This is a genomic window from Synechococcus sp. R55.7, from assembly GCF_047461955.1.
GTDB lineage: Bacteria > Cyanobacteriota > Cyanobacteriia > Thermostichales > Thermostichaceae > Thermostichus.
Map to the genome: position 1 here is coordinate 1 of NZ_JANSIC010000038.1, position 14312 is coordinate 14312.

At 60.4% G+C, this 14312-nt stretch carries 14 protein-coding genes and 1 riboswitch; of the genes, 8 read left to right on the forward strand and 6 right to left on the reverse strand.

Features of this window, described 5'->3' with window-relative positions:
* The first annotated feature begins 85 nt into the window (after positions 1-85).
* From obgE to NW820_RS03390, 4 genes are read left to right on the forward strand one after another with little or no spacing between them, the layout of a single operon-like run.
* Positions 86-1129: a GTPase ObgE gene (gene obgE / locus NW820_RS03375; RefSeq protein WP_414406680.1), complete on the forward strand. Its 1044-nt coding sequence runs from the start codon at positions 86-88 to the stop codon at positions 1127-1129.
* A 60-nt stretch (positions 1130-1189) separates the two neighbouring features.
* Complete coding sequence (locus NW820_RS03380) at positions 1190-1564, forward strand: hypothetical protein (protein WP_238376778.1); 375 nt, start codon at positions 1190-1192, stop codon at positions 1562-1564.
* Between the two features lie 18 nt (positions 1565-1582).
* The gene (locus NW820_RS03385) at positions 1583-2296 is read left to right on the forward strand and encodes an L-threonylcarbamoyladenylate synthase (protein ID WP_414406672.1); all 714 of its coding nucleotides are present in this window, start codon (positions 1583-1585) and stop codon (positions 2294-2296) included.
* Between the two features lie 55 nt (positions 2297-2351).
* On the forward strand, positions 2352-2969 hold the full coding sequence (locus tag NW820_RS03390) for a PAP/fibrillin family protein (RefSeq protein ID WP_414406673.1): 618 nt from the start codon (positions 2352-2354) through the stop codon (positions 2967-2969).
* On the opposite strand, the gene NW820_RS03395 is transcribed toward NW820_RS03390, so the two are convergent.
* The 6 genes from NW820_RS03395 to trpC all read right to left on the reverse strand — a co-directional run bounded on the left by NW820_RS03395 (position 2966) and on the right by trpC (position 9205).
* Positions 2966-3865, reverse strand: coding sequence for a hypothetical protein (locus NW820_RS03395; protein ID WP_414342598.1), 900 nt, complete (start codon positions 3863-3865; stop codon positions 2966-2968). The two genes, NW820_RS03390 and NW820_RS03395, sit on opposite strands and share 4 nt — an antisense overlap.
* A gap of 97 nt (positions 3866-3962) precedes the next feature.
* Positions 3963-5003 (reverse strand): sirohydrochlorin chelatase, encoded by a 1041-nt coding sequence (locus NW820_RS03400; protein WP_414406681.1) that lies wholly within the window; start codon positions 5001-5003, stop codon positions 3963-3965.
* A gap of 32 nt (positions 5004-5035) precedes the next feature.
* Positions 5036-5172, reverse strand: a riboswitch (cobalamin riboswitch).
* A 128-nt stretch (positions 5173-5300) separates the two neighbouring features.
* The gene (locus NW820_RS03405) at positions 5301-7616 is read right to left on the reverse strand and encodes a heavy metal translocating P-type ATPase (RefSeq protein ID WP_414406674.1); all 2316 of its coding nucleotides are present in this window, start codon (positions 7614-7616) and stop codon (positions 5301-5303) included.
* Between the two features lie 112 nt (positions 7617-7728).
* Positions 7729-7923, reverse strand: a complete 195-nt coding sequence (locus tag NW820_RS03410; protein ID WP_414406675.1) for a heavy-metal-associated domain-containing protein — start codon at positions 7921-7923, stop codon at positions 7729-7731.
* Between the two features lie 58 nt (positions 7924-7981).
* Positions 7982-8221 (reverse strand): DUF5340 domain-containing protein, encoded by a 240-nt coding sequence (locus NW820_RS03415; protein ID WP_041436722.1) that lies wholly within the window; start codon positions 8219-8221, stop codon positions 7982-7984.
* 63 nt (positions 8222-8284) lie between these two features.
* Positions 8285-9205, reverse strand: a complete 921-nt coding sequence (trpC, locus tag NW820_RS03420) for an indole-3-glycerol phosphate synthase TrpC (protein WP_414406676.1) — start codon at positions 9203-9205, stop codon at positions 8285-8287.
* A 263-nt stretch (positions 9206-9468) separates the two neighbouring features.
* On the opposite strand from trpC, the gene hmpF reads away from it, so the two are divergent.
* The 4 genes from hmpF to fabD form a co-directional block, all read left to right on the forward strand.
* Positions 9469-11196, forward strand: coding sequence for a pilus motility taxis protein HmpF (gene hmpF, locus NW820_RS03425; protein ID WP_414406677.1), 1728 nt, complete (start codon positions 9469-9471; stop codon positions 11194-11196).
* A gap of 229 nt (positions 11197-11425) precedes the next feature.
* A complete protein-coding gene (gene plsX, locus NW820_RS03430) occupies positions 11426-12529 on the forward strand; it encodes a phosphate acyltransferase PlsX (RefSeq protein WP_238376983.1) in 1104 nt (367 codons plus the stop codon).
* Positions 12516-13517, forward strand: a complete 1002-nt coding sequence (locus NW820_RS03435) for a beta-ketoacyl-ACP synthase III (protein WP_414406678.1) — start codon at positions 12516-12518, stop codon at positions 13515-13517. The genes plsX and NW820_RS03435 overlap by 14 nt, the downstream gene beginning before the upstream one ends.
* Before the next feature lie 4 nt (positions 13518-13521).
* Positions 13522-14312 (forward strand): ACP S-malonyltransferase (fabD, locus tag NW820_RS03440; protein WP_414406679.1); only part of this gene is annotated, 791 nt, incomplete at its 3' end.

Genomic DNA, 14312 nt, shown 5'->3' on the forward strand with positions numbered 1-14312 from the left:
ATCGTAGCTTAGAGGAGCGTCTTTTGTGGCAAGTTTTCCGGGGATCTTGCCAAGCTGGAAGATAGAAGATTTGGGAGAAGAACGATTGCACTTTATCGACCAAGCCGAAATTGAAGTGCAAGGGGGAAATGGCGGGGATGGCATCGTTGCCTTCCGCCGTGAGAAGTATGTGCCGGCTGGGGGGCCATCCGGCGGCAATGGCGGGCGGGGCGGCTCGGTGATCTTGGTGGCCGATCCCGGCCTGCAAACTCTGTTGGATTTTCGCTTTCAACCGGTGATCAAGGCGGAACACGGGGCCAAAGGGGGGCCCAACCATCGCAGCGGGGCCAGTGGTGCGGATCGGCTGGTGCGGGTGCCCTGCGGTACTGTGGTGTTCAATGCGGAGACGGGGGAATTGTTGGGCGATCTGGTGGGCAAGGGGGATCAATTGCTGGTAGCCCGTGGGGGCAAAGGCGGCTTAGGCAATGCCCATTTTTTGAGCAACCACAATCGCGCCCCCCGCCAATTCACCAAGGGCGAAGCGGGAGAACGGGTGCGCCTGCGCCTGGAGCTGAAGTTGATTGCCGAGGTGGGCATTGTCGGCCTGCCCAATGCGGGCAAGTCCACTCTGATTTCGGTGGTCTCCTCTGCCCGGCCCAAGATTGCTGACTACCCCTTCACCACGTTGCAGCCCAATTTGGGGGTGGTGCCCCATCCATCGGGAGATGGGGTGGTGTTTGCCGATATTCCGGGGCTGATCGAGGGGGCGCACTTGGGGGTGGGGCTGGGCCATGAGTTTTTGCGCCATGTGGAGCGTACCAGGGTACTGATTCATTTGGTGGATGGCACGGCGGCGGATCCCGTCAAGGATTACCAGGTTATTCAGCAGGAGCTGCGCGCCTACGGCCACGGGTTAATCGATAAGCCACAAATCCTGGTTTTGAACAAGATCGATGTTCTGGATCCCCAGCAGGTTGCCGAGCGCACCCAGAGGCTGTCTGCCGCTGCCGGCACTTCCGTAGTGGCCATTTCTGCAATTGCCAAGCAGGGGCTGGATGCCCTCTTGCAGCGGGTGTGGCAGTGCCTGGGTCGGGGATCCCAACAGCCTGCGCAGTTGGATCTTGTGGGGGCAAAATCCATCCAGTCCTAGGGCAGAAGAATCTTAGAATGGGAAAGCCCCTGCCTTCCCAGAACCCAGAGACGAGTGGCTATGTATATCTCGGCGGAGGATCTGCCACCGGATTTGCGTCAGATTATGTTGGCCGTTGAACAGGCGGCCCAGGCGAGGGCGGGAGCGTGTGTGGAGCTGCTGATGCTCCTGCGGCTGCTGGAGGAGTTGCACCGCGCGATCCTGGAAGGTGCCTTTCGGGAGTCTTTGCCCAACACCCGTCAAGCTCTGTATCGGGTGCTTCAGGATTTGGAAGAAGCCGGCGACTGGCCCTATCTGCCCCGTCTGCACATCCAAGCCCTGATGCAACAACTGAAGGACTGGCCCGAATCTCAGGGATCCCCGCCCGCGTCGGTGCCACCGACCCCCCGCCCTCTTGTGGAAAACCCCCTGGGGGGTAGCTGCTCCCAGTCTTGACCTCTTCCCATCTGCCCGATGGCCGAGTACTTTAAGCTGCATCCGCAACAGCCCCAGGCCCGTTCCATCCGGCGGATTGCGGCGGCTTTGCGGGAGGGGGCGGTGATGCTTTACCCCACCGATACAGTCTATGCCATTGGCTGCGATGTGACCCACAAACAAGCAGTGGAGCGGGTACGCCGTATCAAGCAGCTCTCCAACGATAAACCCCTCACCTTCTTGTGTCCTTCTCTCTCGCGCATTGCCCAGTATGCCCAGGTCACCGATTCAGCCTATCGACTGATGCGGCGGCTGATCCCCGGCCCGTTTACGTTTCTGTTGCCGGCCACCAAGCTGGTGCCCAAGTTGGTGATGGAGCCCAAACGGAAAACCACCGGCATCCGCGTGCCCGACTCGGCCATTTGTCAGGCTTTGCTGGAAGAGTTGGGCAATCCAATTGTCTCGACCTCTGCCAAGCTGGGGGGGGATCCCGTCGGATCCCTGGACTTAAGTTCTGGGCAAGCCTGGGAGTGGGAGAGCGACCCCTGGGATGAGGGTGGGATCTTTGCGGCTGAAGAGATGCGGCAGTTGGAAAAACAGGTGGATCTGGTGCTGGATGACGATGCCCCCCGTCGGGCCAAGGTCTCTACGGTAATTGACTTGACGGGATCCGAGCCGCTGGTGGTGCGGGCCGGGCTGGGGTATGAGCAGGTGGCAGATCTAAATCTGAAACCCGTAGAAGAAGACGGTTAAGGGCAGAGGGATCCCGCGTTCTCTAAAATAGGGTCAGTGCCTTCGGAGTGTGCCCATGTCTGAGGCCCTGGCTCAGCAAAAATCGGCTCTGCTGCACCTACTGGAGGCGACCGACCGGGGCCGGAAAGTTTCCCCTGACCAAAAAGCCCAGATTTTGTCTCAAATTGCCGTCCTAGAAGCGCTCAACCCCACCCCCAAGCCAACATCTGCTGCTGAAGGGTTGGAGGGGAACTGGCTCACCCTATTTACCACGAGCACAGCTCTGCTGCGGCTGGCACAGTTGCCTTTTTTGACCACCGGCGAGATCTACCAGTGTATTCGGGCCAAAGCTGGACGGGTCTTCAACGTGGCGGAGATCCAGGGATCCGGTTGGCTGGAGGCTTGGATGCCACGGGGAGTCTTGGCTGTATCAGCGCGCTTTTACCCCGAATCGGAGCGCCGGGTGAGGGTGATTTTCGAGCGATTGGTGTTCGGATCCCAAGCTTTGATGAGCTACGAGATCGAGAGTTTTCTCGATTTGCTCGAGCAGGCTCCAGAGCGAATCCCGGCTATTCAAATCGATATCCGCCGCCGCGAGCCAACGGGTTGGCTGGATATCACCTATTTGGATGAAGACTTGCGGCTGGGTCGGGGCAGCGAGGGGAGTGTATTTGTTCTAAAGCGGGTCGGCTAGTCGGAGGATCCAGAGGACTCCGTTTCCGCCCTTTCGTGAGATGGGTTTTGGGTTAGGGTGGAGCTTATTTCCTGTAGAACTTGCAAGGCGCGGTAGGACTCCCGCAAAGTTTGCAGCTCCTGTTGAGTTTGCTCCAGTTGCCGGGCCCATTCTGCCTGTTGGGAGCGCAACTCTCGATTTTCCAATTTTTTGCGCTGCAGGATGCGCTTGAGTTTTTGCTGCTGCTGCTGGAGTTGAGCCCGCTCTGCTTCTGCGTGTTGCAGTTGGGTCCTTTGGCGTTCCAATTCTATTTTCAGGGTGGTGACCTGGGATTGAAGTTGGCGGAGCTTTTGGCGCAGCGCTTGCTCTGGCGTGGGTTTGGTCGACTCGGAGCTTGGAGAAGGGGAAGATGTTTGTAGGTTTTGCAGATGCTGTTGTAACTGTTGGGCTTGGGCCTGCAGGACTCGAGACCGTTGCTGCTCGCTGCGCAGTTGGGCTTGGGCGCGTTCACAGGTCTGGATTTCGGCTTTCACCCGCTGCTTGATGCGGTCAAGGATCTTTTGATGGCGGAGCTGGGTTTGCCGGATCTCCTGAGCCACCTGCCAAGGGCGAGGATCCCCCTTAGGTTGTCGTGGCTCGCCGCCGTGGTCGGCAGGATCAAAGGGAGATAGGGTCGCCACCAGCGATTCTCGAAAGTCGCTCCAGGAAGCCGATTGCAGACCCATCTGAACCACCCGCCAGGCCCCATAGGAGGCCCCAGCGGCAGCCAGGATCCCAGGGATCCCGGCCAGGGAGAGGGAAACCTTGGGCAGGGTGGGCAGGATCTGATCCAGCAGCCCCACCACCAGGGCGAAAACAAAGATCCCGCTCCCCGCGGCAGCGGCACCTGAAACCCAAGAGGAGCGGGAGAGCATCATCGTTTTTTCGTCATCACAACCGCTAGAGCGGGAAAACCAGGTTCAAAAATGGCCTGTCTGCACTCAGTTTATCCCGCCAGCAGCCTCTGTTTCCCTCTTAGGGCACCTGCCATGCCCGTTGGTGGTAGCCCTCTAATTGGGCCCAGGGATCCCCAGCCGCTGCGTGGGTATGGCCGTGGTCGTGGTGAGGGTGGGAATGAGGACGGTGATGGGATCCGTGCCCGTGATGGTGGTCATGAGGCTCGTGAGGATGGTGATGGGTATGCCCAGCTCTGACCTCTGCGCTCACGGCCAGGCGAAACTTGCACAGGTGGCAGTTCATCGGGGTTTGGCCCTGCAGGGCTTCCTGCTCCAGTTGCTGCAGGCTGTGCAGCACCGTATCCACAAGGCCCAATTCCGGCAGCATCAGCCAGTCGATTTCCGGCTGTCGTTGTCGTTGTTTCTCCACTGCCGCCTCAATTTTTTTCACCAGCACTCCGGTAAACAGGAAGTAGGGCAGCACGATCACCCGGCGCGGATGCCAGGACAAGGCCCGCTCCAATCCCACGGGCAGGCGGGGATGGGTAATGCCGATAAAGCAGGTCTCCACAGCGGCAAACCCGGATCCTTCCCAAAGCAACCGGGCCAGTTTACAGGCTTCGGCATTGGCCTCAGGATCGCTGGAGCCGCGACCCACAAATAGGAGCACGGTTTCTGCTTCTGGGATCCGCCGCGGTTGGGCGGCCATCAAAGCGGCCAATCGGTCTCGCAGCAGTTGCAGGATCTCGATGCGGATCCCCAACGGCCCACCGTAATGAATGCGCAACTGGGGATAGAGGGCCTGCAGGCGATCCAGTTCCATCGTCACATCGAACTTGTTGTGGCGGGCCCCAAACAGCAACAGCGGCAGGGCCACGATCTCCTGCCACCCTTGGGCCAAGCACTGCTCTACCCCCTGGGCAATGGTTGGCTGGGTCAGCTCCAGAAAGCAGGGGATCACCGGTCGATGGGGGGTGAGAGCTTGGTAAGCCTGGGCTAGCTCCAGAAAGGCTTGCTGCCCTTGGGGGTCGCGGGATCCGTGGCCGATGAGCAACAGGGGCAGGGGGACAACAGGAGACTGCCCAACCGCAAGCGGAGGGGAAACACTGAGGGTATTCAACACAAAAAACTCCGTTCCTTGTGAATCGCAAGGGGTACAGGACAACGGCAGGTGGGTGTTCTGGCTGAGGGAGGGATCCCATCACAGTTGCGTCACAGTGGCGGACTTGCACCGCGCTTTCCCCAGTCTGCCTGAGCCTTTTAGGTTAGCTTGCCGCTTGTCGTTCACCAAGCCCCCTGGGGGGGATGTCCTTGTCTGCCAGAAGATAGCCCTGAGGCATGAGCGGTACGGCAGACTCATGCTCAAAGGGCAGCAAAACTGTTGCCGCGCTAATCCCCCTTGCCCCTGGGAGAGGGCCTAACGCCGGCCCGCTGGTCTGGGGGGCTGAAAGTGTCGCAGGCGCAGGGCATTGGCGACCACCGAAACGGAACTCAGGGCCATGGCTGCCCCCGCCAGCATAGGGTTGAGCAACCAGCCTGTAAAGGGATAGAGCGCCCCAGCGGCAATCGGGATCCCCAGCGTATTGTAGATAAAGGCGAAGAAGAGGTTCTGGCGGATGTTGTTGAGGGTGGCCCGGCTGAGTTGAATGGCTGTGGCGACTCCGCGCAGATCCCCCGACATGAGGGTAATATCGCTGGCGGCCATCGCCACATCCGTACCTGTACCAATGGCGATCCCCACATCGGCTTCTGCCAGAGCCGGAGCATCGTTAATGCCATCTCCCACCATCGCCACCCGCCGTCGCGGTTGTCTTAGGCTGCGTATGTAAGCTGCCTTCTGATCCGGACGGACTTGGGCAATTACCCGCTGAATGCCTGCTTGCCGAGCAACCGCTTGGGCCGTGGTGGGGTTATCCCCGGTTAGCAGGATCACCTCTAGACCCATCTGTTGCAGCTGTTGCACTGCCTCAGGAGAGGTGGGTTTGAGCGGATCGGCAATGGCCAACAGCCCCACCAGGCTCTGGGATTGGGCTACGCCGATCACCGTTTTGCCCTGGCTTTCCCAATTCTGAACCCGCTCTGACCAAGAGGGATCCCAGGGGATCCCCATCTCCTGTAGCCAGCTCAGCCGACCGATGCGGATCCACTGGTCTTCCACCCAGGCTTCTGCCCCACTGCCTATCCTTGCCTGAAAGTGCCAGGCAGGAGGGATCACAATTTTTTCGGCTTCGGCTTTCTGCACCACCGCCTGGGCCAAAGGGTGTTCCGAGTGCCGCTCCACCGCCGCTGCCAGGCGCAACACCGTCAGGGGAGAGGAGCCGTGGGCCCAAATATCGGTGACAGTGGGACGACCTTCAGTCAGGGTGCCAGTTTTGTCCAAGACCACCGTGCGCAAGTGGTGGGCCAATTCCAGGCTGTCGGCACTTTTCACCAGGATCCCCAATTCTGCCCCTCGTCCCGTGGCCACCAGGATCGAGGTGGGGGTTGCCAACCCCAGCGCACAAGGGCAGGCGATGATCAGCACCCCAATTGTGTTCACCAAGGCCAGCGTCAGGTTGTCCGCCAACACCCACCAGAGCACGAAAGTTAGAACTGCCACCCCGATCACTGCCGGCACAAACCAGGCAGTCACCCGATCCGCCACCTGTTGAATTGGGGCTTTGGATCCCTGGGCTTCCTGCACCAGGCGCACGATCTGGGCCAGAACCGTGTCTTTGCCCACCCGCCGCGCCTCCATCACAAAGCTGCCCGTCTGATTCAGCGTTGCCCCAATCACCTCATCCCCCGCCGACTTGAGTACAGGCAGGCTCTCGCCGGTCACCATGGACTCGTCGAGGCTGGAGGATCCCTCTAGAATGACCCCATCCACCGGCACCTTCTCTCCGGGGCGCACTCGGATCCAATCCCCCACCTGCACCTCCCGAATGGGGACATCCTGCTCCACCCCCTGGCGGATTACCCTCGCCGTTTTCGGTTGCAGCCCGATCAGCTTGCGAATGGCCTCAGAGGTTTGCCTTTTGGCCCGTTGCTCCATCCACTTACCCACCAGGATCAAGGTGGTGACCACCGCCGACACTTCGTAATACACATCGGGATGCAGTCCCTGCCGATGGAAAGAGTCGGGGAAAACCGTTGGGAAAATGGAATAGAAGAAAGCCGCGCTCGTCCCTAAGGCCACCAGCGTGTTCATATCCGCCGAGCGCCGTTGCCAAGCGGCCCAAGCGCCTCGATAAAAATGCTTGCCCACCCAAAACTGCACCGGAGCCGTCAGCAGCAACTGCAACTCAGGATTGTGCAGCCACATGGGAAAGCCCGGGATGTCCATCCCCAGCATCATCGGCAGGGATCCGATCACCAGCACCGTGCTGATGCCCACCCCCATCGCCACCTTCAGCTTCAATTCCCGTTCTGCGGCCCGTTGGGCGATCCGCTCTGGGTCTGTCGGATCGTCCAGTTGCCAATCCTCTTGGATAAGGCGCGCCCGATACCCCACCCGCTCCACCGCCCGAATCAGCGCCTGCGGATCCACCAGCCTGGGATCCCCTTTGACGGTGGCCTGCTCGCTGGCAAAATTCACTGATCCGTGGGACACCCCCTGCACCTGAGCGAGGGCCTGTTCGATGCTGCGGGCGCAGGAGGCACAGCTCATCCCTTGTAAGGCCAACTGCCAAGTGCCCTCAGGAGAAGGCGCAGAGGCCGATAGTGCACCCGATGACCCTTTATGGGCAGACATGGCAACACCTTGTTGATGAAACGACAGCTACTCTCCACCCTGGGCAGGGCGAAGGCAGCCATCTGTACAGAAATTCAAAACAGACGCCCGACCGTTCTCGACCCAGCCTTGACTAGGCCGGGGGATATCCCACCTGGGTGAGGGCCTGCCGCAAATCGCTCACAGGCCGCTCAGAAGTAATCCGCACCTGTTTGGTTTTGGGATCCCCTTCCACCTGCGCCTGGGGATCCAGTTGCCGCACCGCTTGCGCAATGGTGTCCACGCAAGCCCCACAGGCCAGCTTGGGCACCGTCAAAACAACCTGCATCTTGGAAACCCCCCCAATGCCACTGAAAGGATGCTAAACCTTACAGTGGGCTGGAAGGTCAAGAGGGAGGCTGAGGCTCGTCCATATTCCAGCGGTAGTCCACCTGATAGCCCCGCTGTCGCCACTCTTCCTCCAGTTGCACCTGTTGGGTGAGGGCTTTGCGCAGGGAGTTGATCAGCTCTTGCGTGCGGCCTCGGTTGCCAAAATCCTGTTCCTCTACTGCCGGAAAGGTTTGCCGCTCCAACACCCGCAGCAGAAATTCGTAGTGGATATGAGCCGGCACAGGAATACGTTTCATCGATCCAAGCAATCCTTAGAGATCAATTGTTCTCGCAGAGATCCATTGATAAATGGTTTTCATTCACTGAGATGACAACAGGTGGCGCACAGCTTGGCCGGGATCCGGCTGGGTCACCAGCGCTTCCCCCACGAGCACAGAGCGCACCCCCCAGGCCCGCAACTGCTGCAAATCGGCAGGGGTATGGATGCCGGACTCGCTGACAATGGGCAGCTCGCCGAGGAGATCCGAGTGGGCGGCCAACAGGTCGCGCGTTGTGTTCAAGTCCACCGCAAAGGTTCTCAGATCGCGATTGTTGATGCCAATGAGCACCTGCCCCCTGGAGTCTTGCAGTTGGGGCAAACGCAGCACCCGCTGCAACTCTTGGGAGGTGTGCACCTCCAGCAGAGCCGCCATGCCCAATTGCCGAATCAGCTTGAGAAAGTAGCCCAAATCCGCATCGGAGAGAATGGCGGCAATCAAGAGCACCGCATCTGCCCCCAGGCTGCGGGCCCAGAGGATTTGGTAGGGGTAGAGGATGAACTCCTTGCAGAGGATGGGGATCCCTACTGCCTGACGGATCCGGCGCAGATACTCGCCGCTGCCCTGAAAGAACCGCTCATCTGTGAGCACCGAGAGGCAACTGGCCCCACCGGCTTCATAGCTCTGGGCAATGGCTACCGGGTCAAAGGGATCCCGGAGAACGCCGCGGCTGGGGGAGGCTTTTTTGACCTCGGCAATCAAGGAAACAGGGTGAGGAGACTGGGTAAGAGCCGCCACAAAATCCCGCACCGGCGGGGCTTGATCCAGTTGCCGTTGCAATTGCTTCAGGGGAAGCTGCTCCCGTTGGCGCTCCACCTCCTGTTCTTTGTGCCAGACGATCGCTTCCAAGATGTGGCGCGGTTTGGCTTCCGGCGCTGTTGTCTGGTACACCTGAGAGGCTACGACCACCGGCGGGGCAGGAGAACGCCGACGAATAGAAAGCGGCTCACCTTGCAGCTCCATACAAACCCTGAGCAGAACCCTACACCACACCCTAGACTACCTTAGTGCTCCGCCACCGGTTTGAATAGCTACCCCGGACATCCCCAAAACTCATCTGGCGAAGGCGTTTTTTTTACCCTATGGTTGAGTCTAGAAAGGTGGTGTAGTCTTTATGCGCCTCGGCGAGCCATGTTCTGGCGGCCGTCCATTTTTCCCCGGCCAGGGGCAGTGGCTCGGTGGGGTCAAGGCTGGTGCTGTCCATGCTGTTTTAGAGGAGTTCAGGCGTGCTGTACCTAGCAGAGCTATCCAAGCCGATTGGATTTGCCAAGTCGTCTCTGCAATTGCTGGCCAAGCAGCAGCAGGACAATACCTGGGTGGCCGTGAACGAAGAATCCATTACCTTGGAAGGCCGCATCGCCCAGGAGGCTGGGCGCTTCAAGGATGGGTCATTGGTGCTGGCGGAAATCTCCGGCAACCGTCAGGTCGCCCGCATCAGCGAAGCCGCTCGCCAACTGGTGACCTATCTGCAAAACTTCAGCCAACTTCAGCTCAGAGCCCGCAGCCAGGAGGAGGAGATCGAGGTTTGGAAACAGTCCCTCACCTTTCAGGCGCATGAGCTTACCCGCCGCGAGATGGAGCTAGCAGCCCAAGAAGAAGAGGTGCAGCGGCTGTACGAGCAGTACAAGAGTGTAGAGGAAGATCGCAAACTCCTGGACAGCCTCAAAGAGGAACTGGCAGCCCAGCAGGCTTACTTGGCTGAACAACAGCGCCTGATCGGAGAGCAGCGGGAAGCTCTGAATCGGCAGCGGCAAGAGTTGGAAGCCCAGTTGCAAGAAGCTCGCTCCAGCCGCTTGGGGGAGGCAGAAGCAGCGCAGCTACAGGCTTTGGTGCAGCAGCTCCAGGAGACTCTACATCCGGCTGGGGATCCCTTGGCGCTTCTGCAAAGCTTGAAAAGCCACATTCAGCAGCAGCAGGAGCACTTGAATCAACAGATTGCCCAACTGGAAGCAGAACGTCAGCAGGCCCAGGCCCGGCAAGACGAGCTGGATCGAGACTACCGCGCTTGGCAAGAACGCCACACCGCTTGGTGGGGATCCCGACAATCCCTGGAGCAAAGCCAAGCAGAGTGGCAAACTCGACAGGGATCCCTGCGAGCCCATCAAGAGCACCTGCAGAGGATTCTCCAGCAGCTGCAATCTCAAGAGAGCCTATACCAGAAAGCCTCTCGTCTGGTGCAGGAGTACGACTTTATCGTCGATGGCAGCAGCAACGGCAGGGCTGGGGAGCCGGCGATCTCGGTCGAGGAGCTGGCGGCTTTGGTCAGCCAACTGCGCCGAGATTACGAGCAGCGGGCGGCCCAGGTCAGCCAGCAGCGGGCCGAACTGGAGCAAAACCGGCAAACCCTGCGGGAGCTGCAAGAGCGGCTGGCCAGCGCCTCTCCAGAGGAGCGGTTTGACATCGAGATGGATATCGACTATGCCCAGTCTGCCTGCAGTGCTTTGGAAGAAGCCCTGCTGCCTCAGGAAAAAAACCTGCAGCGAGAGTATGAAGAGTTGACCCGCCAGGAAGCCCGCCTTAGACAGCTGCAAAATCAAGCTGCTGCCCCGGTTCAGGTCGATATTGGGCCGCTCCTGGAACAGATCGGCAGCCAGAAGCAGGATCTTCTCCAAGAAAAAGGTCGTCTGCAAACCCTCATTCAACAACTGGAATCGTCCTTGCCTTCTCAGCAGGAGCAGCTCGCCCGCCAACGGCAGGAATTGGAGCAGCAGTGGCAACACCTGGAGCAAGAGGAGGGATCCCTGCGGGCGCGCGCCCAGGCCATGGCAGAAACCTGGGGTCGCCTCAATCACCTGCAGGCCACCCTCTACCCAGAGCGGGATCGGTGGGCAGCGTTGGCGGGAGAATTGGCGCAGTTGGAGACGGAGCTGAGCCAACACCAAGCCAGAAACTCCGCCGCATGCGACCACGTCCAACAGGTACACTTTCTCCTGGCTACCCTCGCGCAGGCGTGAGGAAGTTCACGTTTCCTGTGGGGGGTGGGGAGAACCGGCGCAAGCGGAACTGCGGCCTTAATTGAGGAAAACAAATCTGGTAAAATTCGCTAGCACCCTGCAGCCACTGGGGCTCCCAATTCTCGGGCGAGGGGACTGCAGAGGTTAGTGCGTTTTGCCCCGCTTCTTGCTTGCAGTTGCCAAGGATATTCCAGTGTGAGGTCAGCTTGTGCGAATTGCGGTCGATGCGATGGGGGGTGACTACGCTCCCGAAGAGATCATCAAGGGCGCCCTGCTGGCCCATCGGCAGCTCCGGGTCGGGATTGCACTAGTCGGTCGTCCAGATTCCCTCAAGCCCTTTCTGCCCCAACCCTTGCCTGCTGGGATCACCATTGTGCCTGCCGAAGAGGATGTGGGCATGGCGGAAGAGCCGCTGATGGTGCGCAAAAAGCCCAAAGCCTCCATCAACATCTCGATGCAACAGGTGCGCTCCAACCAAGCGGATGCCGTGGTGGCCGCCGGGAATACCGGAGCAGCGATGGCTGCGGCCTACCTGAATTTGGGCCGGCTGGCAGGGATCGATCGCCCGGCCATTGGCGCTCTTTTGCCCACTTTGAAAGGCAAGCCGGTGCTGCTGCTGGATGTGGGGGCCAATGTGGATTGCCGGCCCCGCTTTTTGGAGCAGTTTGCCCGCATGGGATCCCTCTACTGCCAGTGCGTGCTGGGGATCGAGAAGCCGCGGGTGGGCCTGCTCAACATCGGCGAGGAGCCCAACAAGGGCAATGATTTGGCTCTGGCCACCCACCAGCGTCTGGCCCAGTTGCCAGGGATCCATTTCGCCGGCAATGCCGAGGGGCGGGATGTGCTGACCGGGGAGTTTGATGTGGTGGTGTGTGACGGCTTTGTGGGCAATGCCCTCCTCAAGTTTGCCGAAAGTGTTGGCCAGGTGATCACCCAGGTGCTGCGGGAGGAGCTGCCCCGCGGCTGGCGCGGCAAGTTGGGCTGCTGGCTGCTCCGGCCCAACCTCAAGCAGGTAAAGCGGCGCATGGACTACGTGGAGTATGGCGGTGCTTTGCTGCTCGGCGTCAACGGCATCTGCGTGATTACCCACGGCAGCTCCAAGGCGCCGATGGTCTACCACGCCATTCGCCTGGCCAAAGAGGCGGCAGAACAGAAAATCCTACAGCGGCTGCAGGCGGAAATGGTTGACCCTCGCGAACCTGAATCCAACCCCAGGCGGCGCACCCGGCCCCTTCAGGTCTACTCTGGCTCTGGCCCGGAAGTGTTGCCGTTGGGATCCCTGGAAAGGACTTCCTCCCGCTGTCCCGAACCCGTGGAAGATGCCCAGCCATAGCCTCCCGACCGTGCGGCTGGTGGGGGCAGGGGCTGCCCTGCCGGATCCCTGCCTGAGCAACGACGATCTCGGCCAGATCGTCGAAACTTCCGACGAATGGATCTGGCCCCGCACCGGCATTCGTCAGCGGCGCATTCTGCCCCCTGAGCTGAGCTTGGTGGATTTGGCGGTCCAGGCAGCCAAGGCCGCTTTGGCTCAGGCCGGGATCTTGCCTCAAGACCTGGATTTGATCCTGCTGGCCACTTCCACCGGTGTCGATCGGTTTGGCTCGGCCCCTCAGGTGCAGGCAGCTCTGGGAGCAACGCGGGCGGTGGCTTTTGATCTGACGGCAGCCTGCACGGGCTTTGTCTTTGCAGTGGCCACGGCAGCGCAGTTTTTGCAAACCGGGCTGTACCGGCGGGCCTTGGTGGTGGCGGCGGATGTGCTCTCCCGTACGGTGGACTGGGCAGATCGCACCACCTGTGTCTTGTTTGGAGATGGGGCCGGGGCGGTGGTTCTGGAGGCGGGGGAAACCGGCGGGATCCTCAGCATTGAGCTGCGCAGCGATGGCAGTGGCAGCCAGCTACTCAGCTTGTCCATGGCTACAGAGGCCAAGCCCCTGGTGGGATCCCTGCAGGTGGGGCAATACCGCTGCTGCCCCATCGCCATGAATGGCCGCGAGGTGTACAAGTTTGCCGTCCAGGCGGTGCCGGAGATCATCGAGAAGGCTCTCTTTCGGGCTGGGATCCCGGCGGAAGCAGTACAGGGATATTTTATTCATCAGGCCAACCAGCGCATTCTCGATGCGGTAGCCAAGCGCCTGCAGCTGGATCCGCAGCGGGTGGCCAGCGTCTTAGAGCATTACGGCAACACCTCGGGCGCTTCGGTGCCGATTGCCTTGGCCACTTGGATCGAGCAAGGACGCTTTGGCGCCGGCGATCTGGGGGTAATGGCAGGCTTTGGTGCCGGCCTTACCTGGGGGGCGATTGTGTTTCGTTGGGGGAAATGAATTGATGACTGTTGCCTGGATCTATCCCGGCCAGGGATCCCAAGCGGTAGGCATGGGAAGGGACTTGCGGAACTGGCAGGGAGCAGGCCAGAAGTTGGCTTTGGCCCGCCAGATGCTGGGATGGGATCCCTTAGCTCTGTCGGAAGACCAGATCCACCAGACCGGCTACACACAACCGGCTTTGTTCACCGTATCGGCCCTGTTGACAGACTATCTCTACGCCCAGGGACAGGCTCCTGCCTGCACTGCTGGCCACAGTCTGGGCGAATACAGCGCCCTCTACGCTGCCGGCGTGTTTGATTTCGAAACCGGCCTACGGCTGGTGGCGCTGCGGGGCCAACTGATGGAAGCCGCAGGGGATCCCCCGGGCAGCATGGCGGCAGTGATGGGGTTTGACCGCGACAAGCTAGAGCATCTGTGCCAGATGATCCCCGATGTCACCCTTGCCAACGACAACAGCCCGGATCAGGTGGTGATCAGCGGCTCAGTGGAGGGGGTGCAAGCCGTCTGTGAGCAGTTGCAGGCCAAGCGCACCGTTCCCCTCAAGGTAAGTGGCGCCTTTCACTCGCCCTTTATGCAGGCTGCTGCCGAGGAGTTTGCCCACACCTTGCGCGCTGTTGACTTTCAGCCGCCGCGAGTGCCCGTCTACAGCAACTGCACTGCCACCGCCAGCCGGGATCCGCAAGCCCTTAAGCAGGCGCTGCTGGCCCAGATGACTGCCCCTGTCCGCTGGCGAGAAACCGTGTTGCAGATGGCCGCCGACGGCATCCAAGAGGTGTGGGAAATCGGCCCCGG